This is a genomic window from Paenibacillus gansuensis (genome assembly GCF_042684925.1).
Taxonomy (GTDB): Bacteria; Bacillota; Bacilli; order Paenibacillales; family DY6; genus Paenibacillus_N; species Paenibacillus_N gansuensis.
On record NZ_JBHUME010000010.1, the window covers coordinates 37,724 to 60,748 of the forward strand.

Genomic DNA, 23,025 nt, shown 5'->3' on the forward strand with positions numbered 1-23,025 from the left:
AATAACCTATTTAGGTTCGTACTCATTATGCGAGATGTACAGAAAAAATAAAGACCAGCCAAAGCCATTCCGATAGCGAAATTATCAAAACAACCAATGATGTTATACTCAGTAATCATATAATATTTCCAATCAATTGCTGATGTATCAGGCACGTACAAATTAAAAACAATAATCCTATATAACAATACAATAATTATTGAGACTGGTAGCGCTATTATACTTCGCTTGCCTACAAACAATACACTTACAAAAGGCAATAAAATATAAAATTAAATTTCGTTTGCAAGCGTCCAAGTTACACCATTAATCATATACTCTGGAAAAAAACCTTGTAAGAATAAGAAGTTAATTAGCAGTGTTTTTACCCCTTGCGAAGATAATAATGATATCTGCGAGGTTAGTAGTATAGTTAAAATAATATAAACATAGTAAATAGGTATGATTCTTAAGGAACGCCTTATAATGTAATTTTTTATATTGGGCATGGATTTACTCTCATCATGACTTCTTACAAACGGTAAAAACAATAAGAAACCACTGAGGACGTAAAATAGGTCTACTCCGGCATGTCCCCAACTTATTAAAAAAGTTACATCGTGACCTGCATATATAAACTTACTACTACCCGACATCCCCCAAGCGTGATAAACAAAAACCATTAATACTGCAATAGCGCGTATCCCGTCTAATTGGGGTATGTGCTTACTTTTGTCCATCCCTAAAATCCTTTGAATTAGCTGAGCCAAAATATCTCCTCTTTCAATACGTTATGTACACAATAAGAATTTTTCGTATATTGGTAATTTCACTACCAATATTGAGTAGCCTTAAGAAGATTTTTACAAATATTTGTTTTTGTATAGTAACGCGTGCAAACGGTTAATATAGAAAACTTTAATATTGGACAGTATACTAATAATGATTATAGGCGAGATTACCCCGATAATTAGGAAATAAGGTAGCCCGGAATATAAAATTATTTTTTTTAATTCTATGGCCATAATTAAATGTAGATACATTATGTTTAATGAGTGTCTTCCTAAATAAGAAAATAGTCTAAACAATAATCCTTCCTTGCCTATTAAATAACTTATCAGAAATACTGTTCCAGTCCCAAAGAGAGGGATTATAGCATCTAATATAGTATTGTGATAACTGTGCTGTTTCAAATCTAGAAAGTATGAGAATTGTCCATTTTTAACGTTAGAAATAGTAAATAATAAACCAACCACGCATATAAGCCCTAAGGTAAGATTATTCATATGATTCTTCAAATAATATCCACAGGAGAAGAAGAATAGTGAGAATAATGACACGTCTATATTTAGAGGGATTTTAAGTTGGGGGAAAAATTTTGATTCAATGTGTGCTAAAATAAATAATAGAAATATTATAACGAGTCGAATCCAAGTTCTGGATGAAACCAGAGTTACAATATTGAAAAGTAACTGAGTAAATAATAGACAGGTAATGAACCATATCGGTGCATAATAACCATCTATATACCGACCACCGAGAACCACATTTTTAAGCTCTGTTATCATATCAAGATAATCGGAAGTAACAAATATACTCCTATAAGTATAAATTGATAGTATAAATAGGGCATAATATTTAACTTGGTCTTTACAGCGAGATGACCACCATAGTTTTAAATCAGTAATATTATTAACTTCTTTGTGAAATAATCCACTAAGTACAAAAAAAGCGGGCATATGAAACCAATAAATTAATGTATGGTAATCGGAATAAATTTGTATTGCTGCTGAATGAGCATAAACAACGAGTAATATTAATATGCCTTTAGATACATCCACCCATTCAGACCTCTGTTTACTTTGCATTATCCACCTCAGAAATTATAAATGATGCCTAATTATAACTTACAATGTTAATAGTTTAAATAATAAAATATCTTCACCGAACATCCAAATTAACAGAGACTTTTAATATACTGTCGTTTAATACACAATTTAGTAGTATAATGGATGCAACAAGACGTATCAGAGTGGTGAGTCCAAATGCTTAAGCTTAGCGTGATTATTGTGAATTATAATACGGCGGAACTGACGGTAGATTGTATCGCGTCGGTGCTGAAGTCCCGGATGGATAGTGAATACGAGATTATTTTGGTGGATAATGCCTCTTCGGACGGAACGGTTGCCAGGGTGAGAGAGCAGTTTCCTCAGGTTCGGGTAATCGTGAATGAGGACAATCTGGGGTTTGCGAAGGCAAACAATATCGGGATTAAGGTTGCCCAAGGGGAACATATTCTCCTGTTGAATTCGGACACGCTTGTGGAGACGAATACGCTGGACTATATGGCCAAATTCATGGATGAGAATCCGAAAGTGGGCGCAGCCGGATGTAAGGTGCTGTTACCGGACGGACGGTTGGATAAGGCATGTAAGCGCGGGTTTCCGACACCGTCGGCGTCATTCTACTATGCTTTCGGGTTCGCCAAATTGTTTCCTAAGGTGAAAAGGTTCAACCAATATCAGCTAGGTTATTTGAGCCCGGATGAGAAATATCCAGTGGATTGTCTGGTCGGAGCGTTCATGATGGTGCGGCGGGAAACGATCAATCAAGTGGGCCTGCTGGACGAAGAGTTCTTCATGTACGGTGAGGATATTGACTGGTGCTACCGCATGAAGCAGGCTGGATGGGAGATTTATTATAATCCCGCGGTGAAGATCCTTCATCTCAAGGGAGCCAGCAGCCGAAAGAAGCCGAAGAAAATTATTTATGAGTTTCACCGCGCGATGATTCTTTTTCACCGGAAACATTATAAGAATAAATATCCCGCGTTAGTCAACGGGCTGGTCTATGCAGGTGTAGGTACCAAATATTTGATGTCCCTGATGTTGAATCGTTTTGGGTCAGTGAGGTGAGAGAGCAATGGTTAGACAGAATCAGACAGTCTTTGCACAGCTGTATGCTGTTACGGATTTTATCGCCATCCAGGCGGTATTCGCGATATCCTACTGGCTGAAGTTCCAAAGCGGCTGGATTCCTTTCGAGCCTTCGCTTTCGTTCAAGCGGTACATGCTTTGGGCTATCGTCTATGGAATCGTGGCTGTAGCTACCGGGTTCCTGGTTGGTTTCTATACGTCTAAACGGCGTAAAAACTATGCTTTTGAGTTCTACAAGGTTATTCAAGTGAATGTCATCGGGTTGTTTGTGCTGCTAAGCATTCTCTTTGTTTACAAGGAAGTAGACGTGTCGCGTTCCTTCCTGCTGTTATTTATTATCAACAATATTCTTGCGTTAAGTTTCTATCGGTACTTACTGAAGGCCACCCAGCGAGGAATACGCCGCAAGGGTTATAATAAACAGTTTGTTCTGATTCTCGGAGCCGGTACGTTAGGCAAAAGATTTTACAACTCGGTCATTCATCATCAGGAGCTTGGCTTCGAAGTACTGGGCTTTCTGGATGATCATAAGACGGAGCATGATGCTGAAGATGGGAACTATAAGCCGATTCTCGGTACGATCGATGATCTGGAAGACTTGTTGAAAGTACATATGATCGATGAAGTCATCATCGCCCTGCCTTTGGATGCCCATAATAAATTTGGTCAGATTATCAATGTTTGCGAGAGGGACGGCGTGAAGACGCTGATTATTCCGGACTTTTTCGATTTCTTGCCTTCGAAACCGTTTTTTGATAACTTTGCAGGGATTCCTCTTATTAATGTAAGGGATATTCCGTTGGATGAGGTCAGGAACCGGCTGCTCAAGCGGGCATTCGACATTGTCTTCTCCCTGGCCGTGCTGATTGTGATTTCACCGTTGCTGCTTCTCATTGCTGTTGCTGTGAAGCTCGATTCGAAGGGGCCGATTATCTACAAGCAGGAGCGGGTAGGCCTTAACCGCCGAAACTTCCACATGTTTAAGTTCCGCTCCATGCGGACGGACTTCAACCATGTGTCAGAGACCGGCTGGACAGTCAAGGATGATCCGCGGTTGACGGGATTAGGGAAATTGCTCCGGAAGACAAGTCTTGATGAGCTGCCCCAATTTTTTAATGTATTGCGCGGCGATATGAGTGTGGTAGGCCCTCGTCCGGAACGCCCTTTTTATGTGGAACAATTCCGTGAGGATATTCCGAAGTATATGGTGAAGCATCATATCCGGCCAGGTATTACCGGATGGGCTCAAATGAACGGGCTGCGCGGTGATACCTCGATTGAGGAACGGATCAAGCATGACATTTTTTACATTGAGAATTGGACTTTTCTATTCGATCTTAAAATCATTTTGAAAACCTTTGTGAACGGGTTTGTAAACAAAAATGCATACTAAGGCTCCGGACTCCCGGAGCCTTTCGCACAACCGGAGGAGGATGCAGGATGATCGATATACATACTCATATTTTGCCGGGAGTGGATGATGGGGCGCAGACGCTGGAAGCTTCGCTGGACATGGTTCGTGCTGCTGCAGCAGAGGGGATTTCTGTCCTCATCGCTACTCCGCATCACGCTAATGGACGTGATTACAATGAAGCCGGTTTCGTAAGAGAACAAGTGGCTCTGTTAAATGAATCGATCCAAGCGGCTCAAATTCAGTTACGTATTGCGGCTGGACAAGAAGTGAGGCTTTATAACAATCTGCTTGATGATCTGGAGGCAGGTAAGTTGCAGACGCTGGATGATTCCCGTTATCTTCTTGTTGAGCTTCCTTCGTCGCGTGTTCCTAGAGAGCTGCCGGATGTTGTCTATGAACTGCTGCTCATGGGGATTGTGCCGATCATCGCTCACCCGGAGCGGAATGCGGAAATAGCGGCGAAACCGGAAACGATGCAGCAACTGGTTGATCAAGGCGCACTTGGCCAAGTGACTACACATTCTTTGCTTGGTACGTTCGGCAAAAAAATTCAGAAAAGCTCCTTTGATTTATGCCGTCAGAATCTGATTCATTTTGTTTCCTCGGATGCGCATAATCTTACACATAGACCCTTTTTGCTGCAAGATGCCTATGGTAAAGTAGCTGTAGAGTTGGGAGAAGGGTACGTCGCTTACTATAAGGATAATGCATCACGTATTTTATCCAATCAGCCGGTGGAGGCACCACATGTTGAGATGGCAAATGCCAAAGCATCCGGTTTTATGAGGAAGGTCCGCAGCTGGTTTAGTTAATCTGGTTTTGTGAGGGAACGGGCATGGATGACAAAGATAAAAAAACGGATCCGCTAAACAGCAGCCGTGGCATCATGACGGGGATTCTAGCAGGAATCGTGTTGTGGATTATCATACTAGCTGTAATCTATTTGTTTATAAGGTGAGGCAGATGGCAAAATCCGACATACTATTTCCATTTCCTATTATATAATTGGTCTATAGGGATAGGAGGTTGGAACAATGCCATTGTACAATTTCAGAGAGGTATGGACACCGTTGAGATTGCTTGGTATCCGGTTCTTTCAGGATGATGAGCAGAGATGGTGGCTCAAGATCGGATCGCGGACCCGCCGGCCTTTGCGTAGGTTTTGGGGATAGTCTGGAGTTAGAGTTTACTTCGTATATTTCATCGCACCGCTGCCTATAATGGTAAGACCAACCTGGTAAGTTGACTTATCTTATAGGAGGGGTCAGGCGTGAATGAGCATCAAACCTCAGACTCGGACGCAGGCTCGATCAGCCGGGGAATTGTTATAGGCGTTGCCCTTGGGATTGTGTTGTGGGCTATCATCCTCACTGCAGTTTGGAAATACTTGTTCTGATTATAAATAACCCCCAAACCTCTTGGATCCAAGGGATTTGGGGGTTTCTTGTGTTTCACAAGGTAGTTGAATTTCGTTGGTGTTATCGGGAAGCTGCGATCAATGCTTGTAATTCTTCCTGGGTAAAGCGGGACAAGATCTCGGCTTTAATCTGTTTCTTCTGTTCGGATGTCAGGCTGTCTTTTTTGCGGAATGCATCCATGTAGTGGACTACCTCTTTGGCGTTGAACTTACTCATGGCGTATTGGGTAGCTTCGTTCTTCGATTTAAAAGAGATCGTTCCGCTTTTGGAACCTCCGGCAGCTGGTTTTTGGGAATCATCGGTTTTGGAATTATTGTCGGCTGTTGTGTTCCCCTCTGCTTTGTCTCCTGCGGCTGCGTTCTCCGCTTCCTTTAACACGTCCTGAGCATCCGGGTCGTTAGCCAACTGATCGGCCATCTCCTGAATCTGTTTCTGTGTAGAAGGATCGTCCGCCATGTCTGTGATGACGGATGTGATCTTATTGGAGACATATATTTTACCGGCCCATAACCCCCCGCCAAGCAGAACGGCCAGCGATACCAGCGTGATCCATACTTTGGTGCTTCGTTTCATCTCAATTCCTCCTAATGTAAAATGCTATCTGTATATTATAAAGGAAATGAAAGGGTTGGGGAACTGACCGATAGACCTGTCTAGCAACATGTAAATTATGGCATGACTTTTGGCATTAGGCCATGAAATTTATCATGTTGAATGAGGTGAAGTGCTGCTTTTTACTTTGAAAATACATGACCTCCCGCAGGTTTGCTTAAGTTCTATTCTTGTTAAAATCCAATTGTAAGAAAAATAAGGAAACAAATGAGGATAGTACAAAACAAGAATCTACATTGGAGGGATTATTATGTCCGCAAGAAAATCAAGGTGGTTTGCCCTATTCGTGTCTATTACTATGATTCTGTCGCTGCTGCTGCTTTCAGCTTTCACAAAACATAACACGGGGCAAGAGGGCGGGGATGCAGCCGATCAAACCTCTGCAAAAAAAGCTTATTCCGATGAAGTACTTGTTAAAGAACTGCCAGGTTTCCAGAACGGTTACAGAAAGGTAAATGGAATCAAGATTCATTATGTGGAGGGAGGTAAGGGAGAGCCGCTGTTCCTTCTTCCAGGCTGGCCGCAAACATGGTATGCATTTCACAAAATTATGCCGGCTCTAGCAGAGAAATATCATGTTTATTCCATTGATTATCGCGGTATGGGCAGCTCCGGCAAGCCTGAAACAGGCTATGATAAGAAGACTATGGCTTCAGACATTTATGCGTTGGCTAAAGAGCTCGGCTATGAAAAAGTGAATATAGCTGGCCATGACATCGGGGCCACGGTTGCTTACGCTTTTGCAGCCAACTATCCTCAAGCCACGAAGAAACTAGCACTGCTGGACGCTTCTCATCCAAACGAGAACTTTTTGAAAATCCCGATCCTGCCTCCAAATGGCGTATACGATGAGAGTAATCCGGAACGTGCCAAGTTCTACTGGTGGTTTGCGTTCAATACGGTTCCTGAATTGCCGGAGCAATTGCTGCAGGGGAAACAGCTGGAGATCGCCTATAATTGGATGTACGATTACCTGGGTTATGACAAAACCGCCCTTTCTAAAAAGGAAAGAGAGATTTACATCGCCGCGTATGCCAAGCCTGGCGCGCTTCGTGCAGGCCATAACTGGTACAGAGCATTCAGGCAGGATATTGAAGATATGAAAACCTATCCTAAGCTGTCCGTACCGGTTCTCGGTATTGGGGGAGTGTCCGGTTACGATATGTTGAATTCATTTGTACAGGAACATGCAACGGACGGGAAAGCGGTGAAACTGGAGAAAACCGGTCACTGGATCTCGGAAGAAAATCCTCAGGAAACCATTCATCAGTTTACGGAATTCTTCAAGTAAACATAGAAAAGAAGCAGGATTGTTATATATATATCCACTAGGTTTAATTAACTATAGTTATAGGTATTTAGGTTTGGTTTTTCAGAACTTCTGCAGGAACGCTTCTTTGTTAACCAAGTTAAGGAACGGTTATTGCTGATTCTTCAGATAGGCGCCACGGAGCCGGCCCGGGGCGTACTTGACCTTCCTGAGGAGGAAAACAATGAAGAAGCGTGGAATCTGGTTGGCGGTTGCGGCATTGGTGTGTACGTTAGTAAGCGGATACTCAGCAGGTGCAGCGAACAACTACTCGTATTATTCTGTAGGCAGCACGGCGGATGTAACGAAGACGACGTCAGGCGGCATGGTGATCATGGGCGGAAGCACCGATGTGGATGCGGCGTTCCAATGGATGATTACTAAGTCGGGCGGCGGGGATTTCGTGATTTTGCGGACTACGGGCACAGATGCGTACAATCCTTACGTAAATGGCCTGGGCACTGTGAATTCGGTGGAAACGCTGATTGTAAAAAACAGAACGGGAGCCAACGACGATTTCATCTATAACAAAATCCGCAACGCGGAAGCTTTATTCATTGCAGGCGGGGATCAGAATACTTATGTGAATTATTTAAAGGATACGAAGGTCGAAACGGCAATTGCCGAGCTGAAAACGAGAGGCGTGCCAATTGGCGGAACGAGCGCGGGAGCTATGGTGCTGGGCGAGCATATTTACGATGCGCGGAACGGTTCGGTCTACTCCGACGAGGCATTGAGCGATCCGTATATCCGGTATATGACGTTCTCCAAAGACTTCAATAGTTTATGGAATTTGTCGGACACCATCGTTGATACTCACTTCGGCGCAAGAGACCGGATGGGGCGTTTAGTCGGATTTTTGGCCCGTAACATTGCGGACGGCTGGGCTCCGGGGAACGGAGCTAAGGGGATCGGAGTGGATGAGCAGACGGCTTTTGTAGTGGAGCCTAACGGAAGCGGGTATGTTCTCGGAAACGGCAGCGTGTATTTCCTGAAAACATCCCAGGCGGCAACGACTATTGCTTCCGGCACCCCGCTTGCCATCAGCGGAGTAGGAGTATACAAAATAGGGAGATCTTCCACCCAATCGTTTAACCTGAGCACTTGGACCGGCAGCGGCGGGACGTCCTATACGCTCAGCGCGGCGTCCGGTTCGCTGACATCGTCAAAAGGTTCTGTATATTAAAATGAGAGCTGCTCCTTCGGGGGCAGCCTTTTTTATTTTAGAATGGGGGAGTTTTGGTTTCATTTATGCATTTCTCCATTATAATTAGTTGCCGGTAAATGCGGTTGATCATCATGTGGAGCTTTGACAGGAAGCAGTGTCATGTTGATGTTATGTATAATCACGAAGAATAGAAATCCTGTTGGTTTTGGTCTTAACTGGATGTTGAAATAAAAGCCCAATTAGGTGGTTTAGGCCATTTTATAAAGATTTGAAGACATCAGACATAGTTTTATGTTATGTTATCTTACACAATTAAAATTCTCCTTCGTTTATGTGAAGGGATCGTAAAGTTGGCATGAATATTGCTGGTTAGATAAGTGACGATTTGGTGAACGTGATTTCAAAGTTGAAGGGCGGATGATACCATGCTAGCGGAAATGAGACTAACTCAAGAGCAAGCTATGAAGACGATCCTTACGGCGGAACTGCGCCAATCGGTGGCTATTCTCCAGATGCCGGGATATGAGCTGCTTCAGCATTTGCAGGAGGAAAGCAGGGATAATCCGCTGATCGAGCTGGAATATCCGTCAGAGCGGTTATTTTCCATGGGGGCATCCAAACGGGCTGGAAGCCGGCATGGGGAGGGCGGGTACGATCCGCTGCTTCGGGCCAAGGCGTCGGAAGAAACACTGGAGGCTCAACTGATCGGCCAGTTGAAGTGGCTGCAGCTGCGAAGCGACGTGTTTGAAGCGGCAGTATTTTTAGCGGGTAACATAAACGATCAGGGGTATCTGGACATCTCACTGGAAACGGCCAGCAGGGAAAGCCGATTTTCATTGGCTCTGCTGGAAGAGGCGCTTACCCGGCTGCAAGCTTTGGAGCCAGTCGGTGTAGGGGCTCGTACGCTGCAGGAATGTCTGCTGCTCCAAGTGCGGAGAGATGACCATGCACATCCGTTAGCGGAAATCATTATAGCCCGGTATTTGGAATCAGCGGCTTTCGGCAGATGCACTCAAGTTGCCCAGGAGTTACGGGTGTCCCCAACTGCTGTCGGCGAAGCGATGCAGTACATACGCACACTGGACCCCAAGCCCGGCTGCAGCTGCTGCCCGAACGACACGCACTACATTGTGCCGGATGCCTATATAGAGAAGCTGGACGGAACGTATACGATCCGGATGAACGAGAAATATTTGCCGAAGGTGACACTCAGTTCGTTCTATCACGGGTTGAAGTGGAATTTAGTCTGCAAGGAGACGGCGGCATTTTTGAAGGAGAAGGAAAAGTCGGCCGAATGGCTGCTGCGCTCTCTGGATCAAAGGAAAAAAACGTTGGTGCGTGTGATTGAAACGATTGTGGAAGAGCAGATGGCTTTCCTTGAGCGAGGGGACTCTTGGCTTCGCCCCATGAGTCTCAAGGTCATTGCGGAGAAGCTGGGCATGCACGAGTCTACCATCAGCCGGGCGGTATCGGGGAAATATGTGAAGCTGCCTGGGGGGATGTACGAGCTGAAGTACTTTTTCTCGGCAGGGTTGGCGACGTTTTCCGGCGAAGCTGCCTCTTCCCGCGGGATTAAAGCGCGCATCAAAGCGATGGTGGACAAAGAGGACCGGAAGAAGCCGTTGTCGGATCAACGGATGGCTGAGCTGCTGTTGGAGGAGGGCATCCACATCGCCCGGAGAACGGTTGCGAAGTATCGGGAGGAGCTGCGGATTCTGCCTTCCAGTGTGCGGAAGGAAGTGTAGGTTTTAAAGCCTCAGGGATGCAAGTTGGTAACAGATTTCGCTATGGTGCTGCCTAGTTACGCTAAAGTGTCAGTTACGGAGAGTAATCAGATTAAGAAGACAGCGATTTTCCTTGTCGGGCAGCTGCCGCCGCCTAATAAGGAAAATCGCTGTCACTGTTTCTGCAGAAGTGGTGAGTGGGATAGGTAGGGTCAAATGGTGCGGGCGGCGCATTATGGTGATGGATTTCCATGATATGCTGCCGAATTACTATATTTTCAGCGATATGGCGGGGAATAACGAAAATACAACCACGAATTACCATATTGCGTCGTGAAAACGTCGTATTATGGTAATTCATGGTCTTTTGCTAGGAGCTAGAGTTGAAAATGGGCTGTATTATGGTAATTTGGGTGCTAATTATGGTAATTGATTACTTTCAACGCTGAATGGGAGAAGCGGGGCAACTCGTCGCCTAAGTCACCGCCGAGAGCGGTACGCCCGAGGCGGTGAGCTTGTCGAGACCGGCCTGCGTCAGCTTGATGCCGGTCCGGCCGCGGCTGACGAGCAGGCAGCCCATCTGCTCGAGCAGCTCTACGCGGTGCCGGATCTGCTGCTCGGTGAGGGGCTTGCGGCTCTTGGCGGACTTGTCGGCAATCTTCTGCCTGCCGACAGGCTCGCCGGAGCGGTTGTACAGGTAGACGGTCTCCAGGATGAAGAGCATTTCCTCTTCATCCGACACCGCCGTCACCACCGCCTCGCCGCTTCCGGCTCCGCCGCCGTAGCCCCGCGCCCCCGAGCTGCCGCCCGGCCCCGGGCGCCCTCCGCCGGACGCACGGCCGTCCGAGCGGTAAAGCAGTTCCCCGCGCTCGCCCGCCGCGCTGCGCTGGAAGAAATGCTCCTCCGGGATGTCGTTCAACGTCACCGTTGTCCCGTCACAGACGGCAAGCATGTAATCCAGCGTATTCTTCAGTTCGCGGATATTGCCGTACCACTCATACTGTGTCAGCCGATGCAGCACTTCCGGCTGAATAACCACATTATCCCGGCCGCTCCCCCGGATAAAATGCCGGATCAGCCGGGAAATATCCTCTTTACGCTTGCGCAGCTCCGGCAAGTGCAGGTACAGCACTTTCAGGCGATGATACAAGTCCTCCCGGAACTTGCCCAGCTCAATCATTTTCAAGAGATCCTTGTTCGTAGCAGCGATGACGCGCACATCGATCGGGATGATTTTGCTGCCGCCGATCCGCATAATTTCCTTCTCCTGCAGCACCCGCAGCAGACGCGCCTGCAGCTTCAACGAAATGTCCCCGATCTCGTCAAGAAAGATCGTGCCTCCGTTGGCCTGCTCGAACAGGCCGGTTTTGCCGCCTTTTTTGGCCCCCGTAAACGCTCCGTCTTCGTATCCGAACAGCTCGCTCTCGATTAGATCCTCCGACAAGGCACTGAAGTTGATCGCAAGAAATGTCTGCTGGCCCCGGAGCGACTCGTTGTGAATCGCGCTGGCAAACAGCTCCTTGCCCGTCCCGCTTTCGCCCTCGATCAGCACGTTGAGATCGGTTTTGGCCAGCTTTTTGGCTACATCCTTTGTTTTGTTCAGCAGCGGACTGTCCCCGACGATATCCTGGAACGTATATTTGGCGACAAACCCTTTTTTGACGAGTTCCCGCCGGAGGGTGCGCTCCATTTTGATCGTCTCATGCATATCTTTGAACGTAACTACAATGCTGTCCTCCGTGGTCAGGTGCAGCCGTTCCACCATAAAATCGGTCTGGTTCAGCGTAAAGCACTGGCCCGTTCCGTCCACAGTAGTAGAAGTGATGTATCTGACCAGTTCGCCGTTCGTGATTACTTCGGACAACGGCCGCCCGATCGCGTAACGCGGGGACATGCGCAGCGCCGTTTCTAAAATTTCATTAAACACGGTAATGCGTCCTTTGCCGTCCACCGCCATAATCCCGTCATTCACTCCGTTCAGCACATGCTTGAAGTGGTTGTTCAGCTGACCGGTTTCGCTGATGGTTTGAGACAGCTTTTTGCTGAGCTCGATGATTTTGCCGGTAAAACGATTGGAAATTTCCCTTCCTACCTCGTCGGGCAGGCCGAACCAGCGGATGACGGTCGTGATGGTCGTGATGTCAATCAGCCGGGGTCCGATGTTAATCGTCTCCGTAACATATTCGGGAACCAGTTCAAATTCGCCGGGAGTAATGGCCAGGGGGACGCGCTGAAGGTTCTTTTTGCCGGGATAATAAGGAATATATTCGATATGATCAATGCCGAGCTCGATAAGGTTGGTAATGGACTCATGGACGGTTTCCGGAAAATCATTCACGTAGAGCGCTTTGGTGCCTTTGGGCAAATACAAAAGTTTATCGATATGTTCATAGTTCGTAATCCGGTCCGCGGTAAGGATGTGGCACCCTTCGCCGATGAACTCCGACACTTCGTCCTGAATGAGGTGGGTGGACAGCAGGACAAGCCGATTGCCGATCACGGCGGGAATGTTCTCTTCTTCCAGCGAGTAGCTCTCGACATCCACATAGTCCCCGATTATCAGCTGCAGCTGCGCGTGAAGCGTCTTCCGGGTCTCTTTAGTGCCAGTAAGTAAAGTTAAGGTGTGCGCGTTCATGAACGAGTTTCACTCCTCCGGATGCGTTTATGGGTGAACCAGTACTCAACCAATGATACCCATATCATAACAAAGTGTCAGGAAACCTATCAATCCTTTTTTTGTTGAAAAATGTATGCGCTTCATATCATCAGGTTTTAAACGGGAACGTGGTTTTGTGTTATGTATCCTGACGCGAGGAACAGTTGGCATCAATTTTGCTAATTACTCAAGTAGAAGAACTCTTGGCCCAGGGTCTCGGGTTTCTTGTCATAATTGAACTTTTTTGGGAGAAGGGGAGATGGGTTTTGAAACAACGCAAATGGCTGTCCGTACTGCTGGTGCTGATGCTTTCGGTGACATGGCTGTCGGCTTGCAGCAGCAACAACAACGCAAACACAACGGAGAACGCGCAAAATAAGGAGGGCAACAAGGCGGCGAACACGACCGAAACGAAGGACGCGGACGCAACCGCTGCAGAGCCTGCGCCTGAACCTGTGAAACAAACGCTGAACGTGGGGATTGAAGCGGAGCCGACCTCGCTGAACCCTTACAACTCGACAGACGGCAACTCGACCGGCGTCCAAGGCAGTATGTTTGAAGGGCTTCTCAAGCTGGACCAGAACATGAAAATTCAACCGTCTCTCGCTGCTTCCTATGAATTGAGTGCGGATGCCAAATCCATTACATTCACACTGCGTGAAGGCGTTACGTTCCATGACGGATCGAAGCTGACGGCGCAAGTGGTGAAGGACGCACTGGATTTTGTTCGCAACAAGGATAACCAGCAGGCCCGTGCAAGCTTTTTCAGTTTCATTGAAGACATTAAGGTTACGGACGACCTGCACCTGACGATTACTTCCAAAGATCCGAACTCCGCTATGGCTGCTTACATGACGCATTCCGCAGGTTCCATCATCTCGCCGCTGGAGCTGGACAAGAAGAAGAAAGACCCGAACTACAACCTCGACCGCACTCCGGTAGGTACCGGCCCGTTCAAGTTTGCGGAGTGGAAGGACGGCCAGTATGTGAAGGTGGTTCCTTACGACGGCTACTGGGATAAAGAACATACGGCAAAGCTCGAAAGCATCGTGTATAAACCGGTAACGGAAGCAAGCACTCGTGTGAACATGCTGAAAACCGGTGAACTGGATCTGGTGAAAAATGTTCCTTCCCTGAGCGCGAAAGAGCTCGAAGGCAACGCTGACCTAGACATCGCCAAAACGCCTTCCATGGACGTGTACTATGTAGGTGCGAATATCAAGAAGAAGCAGTACAGCAAAGTCGAAGTGCGCCAGGCTATGAACTATGCTATCGACAAAGATCAGCTGATCGCGCAGGTGGAGAACGGGTACGGCCGTATTGCAGACTCTGCGATTGCACCGAACGTGGTAGGTTACTCCGCGCAGACTCCATATGCGTATGATGTGGAAAAAGCGAAAGAACTGATGAAGAAGGCCGGTTTTGAAAAAGGCTTTGACGCTACGCTTTGGACCCGGAACGAAACGGAATTCATCGCTATTGCAGAAAACGTGTCCATTCAATTGAGCAAAATCGGCATTAACGCCAAAGTCGTTCCGCTGGAATCCGGTACAATGTTCGACAAGCTGGATGCAGGCAAAGAGCTGGATATGTTCATCGGCCGCTGGTCGCCAGGTACTGGCGAAGCAGACTGGGGACTTCGTCCGAACTTCCACTCCACACGTATCCCGCCGAACTATAACAACAGTAACTTCTACATCAACAAAGAAGTAGATAAGCTGCTGGACGAAGCCTTGGCTACTCCGGATGCAGCGAAAGCGCAGGAAATGTACGCAAAGATCCAAAAAATCGTATACGACGATGCGGCATGGACGTTCCTGTTCGAACCGGAATCCATTATCGGAAAACGCAAGAGCGTGGGCAATGTCGTTATTATTCCTAACGGTTATATCGATTTGAACAACGCAGTGAAGCAATAAGCTGTTCCGGCCGGGCGGTCTGGCGTTACGGGGTATGAAGCCTCTTGCGGTACGGCCGCCTGTGCGCCGGTTATCTTGAAATTTCAGAAAGAAAGTAGGGAGTCGGTTGCTGGTATATCTCGTAAAACGCGTTTTTGGCATCATCCCGATTCTTCTCATCGTCTCCATCCTGTCCTTCATGCTGATTCGTCTGACGCCTTCGGATCCGATCCGGATCATTTACGGCAACGACCTGGATAAAGCCACATATGAGAAGTATAAAAAACTGGAAGGCTTCGACGATCCGCTGATCGTGCAGTACGGCAAATATCTGTACGGTATGGTTACCCAAGGCGATTTCGGCACGTCCTACCGGACGAAGTCGGATGTAGCCGGGCAGCTGCTGGAAAGAGGCTGGTCTACGGTAGTGCTGACTATGGCTGCGATGGTATGGGCGATTGTGTTCGGCCTGCTGGCGGGCATTATTTCCGCAACAAAACGAAACTCGATATGGGACCGGTTGGGGATGGTATCGACCATCACGGCGCTCAGCGTACCCGAATTCTGGTTCGGTATGGTGCTTGTTCAAGTATTCTCCGTTCAGCTGGGCTGGCTGCCGTCGGGCGGAGCCGGGAGCTGGCAGCATCTCATTCTTCCTTCGTTGACGCTGGGACTCGGCGTAGCGGCTGTCATCGCCAGGTTTACCCGGGCGAGCGTGCTGGAAGTCATGAGGGAGGATTACGTCCGGACGGCCCGTGCCAAAGGGCAAAAAGAAAGCGTTGTCGTATGGTCGCACGTCCTGCGCAACGCACTGATTCCCGTCGTTACGATGACCGGGCTTCAGTTCGGCTTTCTGATCGGCGGGGCATCCGTCGTGGAGAGTGTCTTCGCTTATCCGGGGTTGGGCGCCTTGCTAGTCGATTCGATTTCCAGCCGGGACTATCCGGTCGTACAGGCGCTGATTCTGCTCTTCTCGTTTCAGTTCCTGATTGTCAATCTGCTGGTGGACATCAGCTACGGGCTGTTGAACCCGCAAATCCGTTATGAATAAAGGAGAGCCTACATGAAACCAACTGCAACTTCTCCTTCCGGGCAGGGGGTCCCCTTAGCCGGGGCTGCTGTCCATAAGAAAGATCAAGAGAAAGTGTATACGCCTTTCGGGGCGTTTCTACAGAAGTTTCTGAAGCAGCGGCTGGCGGTGACGGCAGGGATCGTGATCCTGCTGATTGTGCTGGTCGCCGTCTTTGCGCCGCTGCTGACGCCGTACGATCCGTCGCGTCCGGTGACGGATCAGTATGCTGAGCGCGGGATCGACGTGTCGTCTTTGGGCGCTTGGAAGGCCAAGGTGCTCGGCCGGATGAGCGACGGAACGACGGTGAAGGAGATCCCGCAGCTGACCGCCGAGAGCGGCAAGCGGGAAGTGGCCCGTCCGCAGGCGGAAGCCGGCGGCATCATGGTGCAGGCGGTGACCCGCGGCGATACGGCGATTGTGATCCGCAGCGGACAGGTGTCCGCTGTGGTAGAGGTCGGCGTATCGACGGAGGAGCGTGCACCTGTGCTGTCGCAGCTGACGCCGGCGGGACCGGCGGCGCCGCTCGAGGTTGGCGGCACCGCGAAGCTTGCGCTGAGCGGTGTGCTGACCGACGGCAGCCGCCTGGCCGATACGGCGGCTGTAGAGGGTTGGGCCGCCGATGCTTTCGGCAAGGGCGAGGCGGAGAAGCCCGCCGACAACGGCTTCGTGACGGCGGATACGGCGAAGGCCGCGCCTGGCGTGGCGTATGCTTCGCTTACGCCGCAGGTGGTCAGCGTGGCGCCGGACGGAACGGTGTCGGCGCTGCGCGAAGGGGCCGGAACGGTCAAGGTGACCGTAGGCGATGTATCATCGCTGGTGACCGTTCCTGTTGGAGCGGCGGCCTCTGCGGAGCCGATGCTCGCAGGTCTTGGGCTGCCGCAGACGTACGCGCAGCTGGAGGACCTGCATAAGCATCAGCCGCCGTCCGAGCGCCATTGGTTCGGTACGGATCATGCGAACCGGGATATTTTCAGCCGGATTATTGCGGGAACCACGCAAACACTGATCATCGGTTTTGTGAGCGTGTTCATCGGGGCGGCGCTGGGCGTGCTGTTCGGCTTGTTGTCCGGCTATTACGGCGGGCGGCTGGATACGCTCATTACGCGCGGAGCGGATATTTTGCTGTCGTTTCCGGGTATGCTGCTTGCGATCTTCGTTATCGCCGTGCTGGGGCCGGGGACCGTGAACGTGATTTTGGCGGTCGCTACCTTTACGGTTCCTATTTTCACCCGCATTGTGCGGGGCAGCGTGCTGTCTTTGAAGCAGATGACCTATGTGGAAGCGGCCCGTTCGATCGGCGTGAAAAATTCGGTGATTATTCGGCGCCATATTTTTCCCGGTACGGTATCGGTTATTATGATTTATCTGACGATGCGGGTGGGGAGCGCGATTCTGATCGGAGCGGGCCTCAGTTATTTGGGACTTGGAGCGGACGTTACGGCTCCGGAGTGGGGCGCGATGCTGAATGCCGCCAAAAATAACAGCCAGGGCCTGTTCTTCCCGATTCTGTTTCCCGGTCTTGCGATTCTGGTGACGGTGCTGTGTTTCAACATTCTGGGCGACGGACTGCGGGATGCGCTGGATCCGAAACTGAAAGACTAGGAGGCGGTAGCGATGACGGAACATGTGCTGGAAGTGGAAGGCCTGGAAGTGACGATGTCCGGGGGCGGCAGGGAATTTCATGTCGTGAACGGCGTATCTTTTCATATTCAAAAAGGAGAAACGCTGGGAGTCGTCGGCGAGTCCGGCTGCGGCAAAAGCATGACGTCCCTGTCGGTGATGCGGTTGATTCCTGCGCCTCCCGGGCGGATCAAATCGGGGAGCATCCGCTTGAAGGGAAAGGATTTGCTAAAGCTGAGTGAGCGCGAGATGCGGAACGTGCGCGGCAACGAGGTGTCGATGATCTTTCAGGAACCGATGACTTCGTTGAACCCGGTGTTCCGGATCGGCAAACAGCTGGACGAAGCCATACTGCTGCATCAGAACGTGCCGAAGGAGGAAGCGAAACGCCGTTCGATCGAGATGCTCATGACGGTTGGTATCGCCCGTGCGGAACAAATCTACAAGAGCTTTCCGTTCCAGCTGTCGGGCGGGATGAGGCAGCGTGTCATGATTGCGATGGGCTTGGCATGTAAGCCCGAACTGCTCATTGCGGATGAGCCGACAACTGCATTGGATGTGACCATACAGGCGCAGATTCTGGATCTGATGAAGCAGCTGAAGGAAGAAACCGGAACATCGATTATGCTGATTACGCATGATCTCGGTGTCATCGCCGAAATGTGCGACAGGGTCATGGTCATGTACGCCGGCGAGATTGTGGAAGAGGCCTCGACGGAAGGACTGTTCGACCGTCCGATGCATCCGTATACCCGGGGATTGATGCAGTCGAAGCCGGATCTGGATGAGGAACGGGAGAGCCTCTATTCGATCCCCGGCCAGGTGCCTCCGGCGGGCACGATTCTGGAGGGCTGCCGATTTGCGCCCAGGTGCGAGCTGGCTCAGGATATATGCCGGCAGAACCATCCGAAGCTGGAAGTTTCCGGTGAGGGGCACCGTGTCCGCTGCTGGCTGGCCGGGGAAAGTGCGCTTGGGGAAATTGCAGCGGGAGCTGCCCCCGTTTCAGGAGGGACTTCATCATGACGAACGACAATCTTCTGCTTCATGTAGAAAATTTAAAAGTATATTTCCCGATCAAAAGCGGTTTTTTTCAAAAGACAACGGGCTATGTGAAGGCGGTAGACGATGTCTCCTTCCAATTAGCGAGAGGAGAAACGCTGGGGATTGTAGGCGAGTCCGGCTGCGGCAAATCGACGACGGGCCGTGCCGTCATGCAGCTGATCAAGCCTACATCCGGTACGGTGCTGTTCGAAGGGGAAGAATTGTCCGGCCTGGGGACAGAGCAGCTGCGGGCTAAGCGGAAAAATATGCAGATGGTGTTTCAGGATCCCTATTCCTCGCTGAATCCGCGGATGACGGTGGAGAACATTCTGAGGGAGCCGCTGGAGGCGCACCATGCCGGCAGCCGTGCGGAGCAACTGAAGCAGATCACTGAAGTGATGGAGCTGTGCGGCTTAAATTCGAAGCAGCTGCACCGGTACGCGCATGAGTTCTCCGGCGGTCAGCGCCAACGGATCTGTATTGCCCGTGCGCTGGTGCTGCGGCCGCAAATTGTAGTGGCCGACGAGCCGGTATCGGCTCTGGATGTTTCCATCCAATCTCAAATTATCAATTTGATGACAGATTTGCAGAAGCAGCTTGGCGTCAGTTTCTTGTTCATCTCGCATGACTTGGCCGTGGTGAAGCATATCAGCCACCGGATCGGCGTGATGTACCTGGGCAGGATGGCGGAACTCGCTCCAGCCAAGGCCTTGTACGAAGAGCCGCTGCATCCGTACACACAATCGCTGCTGTCGGCCATTCCGCGTTCGCATCCTAGATCGGGCAAGGAGCGGATCGTGCTGCGCGGCGAGGTGCCTTCCCCGGCGGATCCGCCGAAAGGCTGTGCCTTCTCAACCCGCTGTCCGCATGTGATGGACCGGTGCCGGGAGGTTCTTCCGCTAATGACGGACATGGGTGCCGGGCGCTCGGTTGCCTGTCATTTATATGGTTAACTCACATTTCCGTTTTAAACTAAAGGAGGTCCCGCATGCAAGAACCATTGGTCGCTGTCAAAAGGGGACCCTACACGGAGAGCGTTCATCACGGACACATTGCGGTAACGGATGCGTCCGGACGGCTGCTTTATTCTGTCGGAGATCCCCGCAGAGTTACGTTTACCCGGTCGGCTTTGAAGCCTGTCCAGGCACTTCCCCTGGTGCAGTCGGGGGCTGCCGAGCGTTATTTGATGACGGACAGGGAGCTTGCGCTATGCTGCGGTTCCCATAACGGAGAAGATATTCATGTCCATGCGGTGAGAGGAATTTTACACCGTTTGGGTTTAGGTGAGGAAAAGCTGCAGTGTGGCGCTCATTTGCCGTATGATGTGCAAAGCAGCCATGACCTTCTGCGGAGCGGGGGACATGCCTGCACGGTGCATAACAACTGTTCCGGCAAACATGCAGGCATGCTCGCGCTGGCTAAATTTCTACAGAGCGATACCGGCACGTATCACTTACCTGATCACCCCGTACAAAGGATGATCGCGGGTGCCTTGTGCGAAGTAACCGGGCTGCCGGAGGACCAGCTGATTACCGCCGTTGACGGCTGCGGAGTGCCTACGTACGGCATGCCGCTGGACCGGCTGGCCTTAATCTATGCGCGCCTGGCTCGGCCGGAATCGATGGAGTCTTCGAACAGGCTGCAGCAGTCGTTATCCCGCATAGCCGGAGCAATGACGTCACATCCCGAAATGGTGGCGGGAAGAGACGTCTTATGCACGGACCTGATGCGCGTTTCCGGCGGAGAAGTGGTAGCGAAAGCGGGCGCGGAAGGCGTCTACGGCATCGGCCTGGTCAAGGAAGGGCTGGGCATTGCCGTGAAGATCGAAGACGGGCAGGCTAGAGCGGCCTACCCTGCGGCGGTAGAGACGCTGCATCAGCTTGGATTTTTGAATGAAGAACGCAGACAGAAACTAATAGGTTACCATCAGCCGGCTGTAACCAACCGGTTAAACGATATTGTCGGCGCCATCGAGCCTGTATTTCAGCTGAGAAACCGCAAAAGTGCCATGTAAGTTTGGGTAGGGACGAGGAGTGGGGAGAAAATGCTGAAGAAGCCGGAAGGGCCGAGGCTGCGGCAGCTGCGGTTGCTATGGAACAAGTGGAGTGTCCGGATGGAGAGAGCTGCTATACACGGGAGAACCGGGCCGCGGGGCTCCATCCGGAACAAGATCATCATGCTGGTTAGTATCGCTGTGCTCGGCTTGCTTTTGCTGGGCGCAGCGGTTTTTTACACCCAAGGGGAATATAGCAAGGCCGACAAGAAAGTCCGCCAGGTAGGAGAGGCCAGAGAAGCCGGCGGCCGGATCCGCGAATTGCTGCGGGAAGCGAAGCTGGCACAAGAGGAGCTGCTGGCTTCCATGGACCCGGGCCGGGGGACAAGGCTCAAGGAAAGTATCGCGGACATTGATGAGATGGTTGGCCAAATCAGGACTACGGAGGACCTTTCCGTTGCACCCGGGCAGTTGGAACAGCTCCGTACAGATAGTAAAGCCTATGGAACTCTGGCGGAAGCATTGTTGAAACAAGTGCAGGATATGAACGCGCTCATTACGGATATGGTATATTCGGCTACCTCTTTTGAGAATACGGTTCGTGCAAATAATCAGCTGGAGCTTCTCGCCGGTATGCTGCATTTGCGCGGCATGGAGAAGGAATTTCTTTGGAGGCGGGACCAGGCGGTCAGGCAGCCTTTTGCTGCAACATTGAATGAGATGAAGAGCCGGATCGGTTCCTCCGGTCTGTTGGAGGCAGAACGATCTATTCTTCTTCGGAATCTTACCAAGTATGGTAAGGGTTTTGAGAGTGTTACCTCCTTGGCCGAAGAGCAGTCCATCAATAACAAGTCGCTTTTCGAATTACAAAATCGCATGGATCAGCTGGCGGGCACATTGAATCAGGGACTCCAATCCGATGCGGCGAGGATCGAACAGAAGAAGGCCAAGATGCTGTCTTCCTTACAAATGTTGCAGGTTCTGCTCCTCCTTCTGGCTTTAATTCTTATGGCAGGTACGGGCATGGCCATCATCCGATCTGTCTCGCTGTCGATCGGTTCCTTGCGCGGCAGCGCCCGCATGATCGGGCAGGGGGATCTCCGGCACCGGGCATCAGGCGTGAAGGAAGCGGAGCTGCAGGAACTGGCTGATACGTTCAATGAAATGGCAGGCAAAATGTCCGGAGCTCTCCGGGGTGTATTGGATGCTTCAGCTCAACTCTCTGTTTCGTCCAATACGGTAACCTCTTCATCAATTCAGGCCGAGCAAGTGTCGGAACAAGCCAATGATCTGATCCGGAGGATCGCGGAAGGTGCGGTAGAACAGGAACACAGGCTGAATGAAGGCATGGCTTGGCTGAACCGGATTCATCATCAGCTGGGTCAGGTGCACCAAGCGGCCGATAGTATTGCCCATCAGGCAGCGGCGACCGAGGAGAGCGGGCGAAGCGGTCTTGCGGAAATGGAAGCGCTCCGGGAAGTGCATGATGCGTACCGGCAGGTAGGCGAGCAATTTGTACAGGATATTAAAGATACTTCCGGCTCTGCCTCCGAAATCAACCGTATGGTCGCGACCATCGAGGAATTATCCAATATGATTAATCTGATTGCAATGAATGCGGCTATAGAAGCTGCGCGTGCCGGGGAACATGGAAGGGGCTTTGCCGTCGTTTCCGCGGAAATTAAGAAACTGGCCAGCCGGAGCAAGCTGGAGCTGCAAAGCATCCGCTCCTCTGTAGGAGTCATGGAGTCCGGGATGCGGAAGCTTCAAACAGGGGTCCAGCATCTGGAGCAGCATGGCCGCAGGCAAGGGCTTGCGGTGGAGCGGACAGGCTTGGCATTGGGGACCATTGCCGCCCAGATGGAGAAGGTGTCTTCCGATTTGGGCCTGATGCAGAGTTCTTTTCAGGAAGTGTCAGACGCTGCCCGTTCGCTGGTGGCGGGCATGCAGGAAGTGGAGCTTATTTCTCGTGAATCCGCCGCATCGTCATCCGAAATCGTATCGGTAAGCGATATCCAGCGGCAATCTATCCAGTCGATCCGCAAAGAGGCGGAACAACTTCAGAAGCTGTCCGAGCAGCTGGTGACGGCTTCTTCGAAATTTCAGCTGTAGCCCAAAAGGACCTCCGCCGGGTAATCCGGTGGAGGTCCTTTTTTACATTATTAACCAATTGCTTGTAACGAAG

Annotated in this window: 19 protein-coding genes; 15 read left to right on the plus strand and 4 right to left on the minus strand. The window is 50.4% G+C overall.

The window, feature by feature from the left end:
* Positions 1–272 precede the first annotated feature (272 nt).
* Positions 273–749, minus strand: a complete 477-nt coding sequence (locus ACFSUF_RS16800; RefSeq protein ID WP_377604538.1) for an acyltransferase family protein — start codon at positions 747–749, stop codon at positions 273–275.
* Between the two features lie 93 nt (positions 750–842).
* Positions 843–1,847: an acyltransferase family protein gene (locus ACFSUF_RS16805; RefSeq protein ID WP_377604540.1), complete on the minus strand. Its 1,005-nt coding sequence runs from the start codon at positions 1,845–1,847 to the stop codon at positions 843–845.
* 177 nt (positions 1,848–2,024) lie between these two features.
* On the opposite strand from ACFSUF_RS16805, the gene ACFSUF_RS16810 reads away from it, so the two are divergent.
* The 5 genes from ACFSUF_RS16810 (at position 2,025) to ACFSUF_RS16830 (ending at position 5,725) form a co-directional block, all read left to right on the plus strand.
* The gene (locus ACFSUF_RS16810) at positions 2,025–2,894 is read left to right on the plus strand and encodes a glycosyltransferase family 2 protein (protein WP_377604542.1); all 870 of its coding nucleotides are present in this window, start codon (positions 2,025–2,027) and stop codon (positions 2,892–2,894) included.
* Positions 2,895–2,901: 7 nt separating this feature from the next.
* Positions 2,902–4,308 carry an undecaprenyl-phosphate glucose phosphotransferase gene (locus tag ACFSUF_RS16815; protein ID WP_377604544.1) on the plus strand — a complete coding sequence of 469 codons (1,407 nt, stop codon included), beginning with the start codon at positions 2,902–2,904 and terminating at the stop codon, positions 4,306–4,308.
* 47 nt (positions 4,309–4,355) lie between these two features.
* Positions 4,356–5,141 (plus strand): tyrosine-protein phosphatase, encoded by a 786-nt coding sequence (locus ACFSUF_RS16820; protein WP_377604546.1) that lies wholly within the window; start codon positions 4,356–4,358, stop codon positions 5,139–5,141.
* Positions 5,142–5,363: 222 nt separating this feature from the next.
* Entirely contained in the window at positions 5,364–5,501 is a 138-nt protein-coding gene (locus ACFSUF_RS16825; RefSeq protein WP_377604548.1) for a hypothetical protein, read from the plus strand.
* 98 nt (positions 5,502–5,599) lie between these two features.
* The gene (locus ACFSUF_RS16830) at positions 5,600–5,725 is read left to right on the plus strand and encodes a hypothetical protein (RefSeq protein ID WP_377604550.1); all 126 of its coding nucleotides are present in this window, start codon (positions 5,600–5,602) and stop codon (positions 5,723–5,725) included.
* 82 nt (positions 5,726–5,807) lie between these two features.
* Here ACFSUF_RS16830 and ACFSUF_RS16835 read toward each other — a convergent pair whose 3' ends face one another.
* Entirely contained in the window at positions 5,808–6,320 is a 513-nt protein-coding gene (locus ACFSUF_RS16835) for a hypothetical protein (protein ID WP_377604552.1), read from the minus strand.
* Between the two features lie 289 nt (positions 6,321–6,609).
* On the opposite strand from ACFSUF_RS16835, the gene ACFSUF_RS16840 reads away from it, so the two are divergent.
* The 3 genes from ACFSUF_RS16840 to rpoN all read left to right on the plus strand — a co-directional run bounded on the left by ACFSUF_RS16840 (position 6,610) and on the right by rpoN (position 10,581).
* Positions 6,610–7,650, plus strand: a complete 1,041-nt coding sequence (locus tag ACFSUF_RS16840) for an alpha/beta fold hydrolase (protein WP_377604554.1) — start codon at positions 6,610–6,612, stop codon at positions 7,648–7,650.
* Positions 7,651–7,852: 202 nt separating this feature from the next.
* Positions 7,853–8,854: a cyanophycinase gene (locus tag ACFSUF_RS16845; RefSeq protein ID WP_377604556.1), complete on the plus strand. Its 1,002-nt coding sequence runs from the start codon at positions 7,853–7,855 to the stop codon at positions 8,852–8,854.
* A gap of 407 nt (positions 8,855–9,261) precedes the next feature.
* Positions 9,262–10,581, plus strand: a complete 1,320-nt coding sequence (gene rpoN / locus ACFSUF_RS16850; RefSeq protein WP_377604558.1) for an RNA polymerase factor sigma-54 — start codon at positions 9,262–9,264, stop codon at positions 10,579–10,581.
* Positions 10,582–11,035: 454 nt separating this feature from the next.
* Here rpoN and ACFSUF_RS16855 read toward each other — a convergent pair whose 3' ends face one another.
* Positions 11,036–13,195, minus strand: a complete 2,160-nt coding sequence (locus tag ACFSUF_RS16855; protein WP_377604560.1) for a sigma-54 interaction domain-containing protein — start codon at positions 13,193–13,195, stop codon at positions 11,036–11,038.
* A gap of 287 nt (positions 13,196–13,482) precedes the next feature.
* Between ACFSUF_RS16855 and ACFSUF_RS16860 the strand changes: the two genes are divergently transcribed.
* The 7 genes from ACFSUF_RS16860 to ACFSUF_RS16890 all read left to right on the plus strand — a co-directional run bounded on the left by ACFSUF_RS16860 (position 13,483) and on the right by ACFSUF_RS16890 (position 22,952).
* Complete coding sequence (locus tag ACFSUF_RS16860) at positions 13,483–15,135, plus strand: glutathione ABC transporter substrate-binding protein (protein WP_377604562.1); 1,653 nt, start codon at positions 13,483–13,485, stop codon at positions 15,133–15,135.
* A 106-nt stretch (positions 15,136–15,241) separates the two neighbouring features.
* Positions 15,242–16,165, plus strand: coding sequence for an ABC transporter permease (locus ACFSUF_RS16865; RefSeq protein ID WP_377604564.1), 924 nt, complete (start codon positions 15,242–15,244; stop codon positions 16,163–16,165).
* A gap of 12 nt (positions 16,166–16,177) precedes the next feature.
* The gene (locus ACFSUF_RS16870; protein WP_377604566.1) at positions 16,178–17,788 is read left to right on the plus strand and encodes an ABC transporter permease subunit; all 1,611 of its coding nucleotides are present in this window, start codon (positions 16,178–16,180) and stop codon (positions 17,786–17,788) included.
* A gap of 12 nt (positions 17,789–17,800) precedes the next feature.
* Positions 17,801–18,829, plus strand: coding sequence for an ABC transporter ATP-binding protein (locus ACFSUF_RS16875; protein WP_377604568.1), 1,029 nt, complete (start codon positions 17,801–17,803; stop codon positions 18,827–18,829).
* On the plus strand, positions 18,826–19,800 hold the full coding sequence (locus ACFSUF_RS16880) for an ABC transporter ATP-binding protein (RefSeq protein ID WP_377604570.1): 975 nt from the start codon (positions 18,826–18,828) through the stop codon (positions 19,798–19,800). Before ACFSUF_RS16875 ends, ACFSUF_RS16880 begins: the two co-directional genes overlap by 4 nt.
* Before the next feature lie 35 nt (positions 19,801–19,835).
* Positions 19,836–20,861, plus strand: coding sequence for an asparaginase (locus ACFSUF_RS16885; RefSeq protein ID WP_377604572.1), 1,026 nt, complete (start codon positions 19,836–19,838; stop codon positions 20,859–20,861).
* Between the two features lie 30 nt (positions 20,862–20,891).
* A complete protein-coding gene (locus ACFSUF_RS16890) occupies positions 20,892–22,952 on the plus strand; it encodes a methyl-accepting chemotaxis protein (protein ID WP_377604574.1) in 2,061 nt (686 codons plus the stop codon).
* The last annotated feature ends 73 nt before the right edge of the window (positions 22,953–23,025 follow it).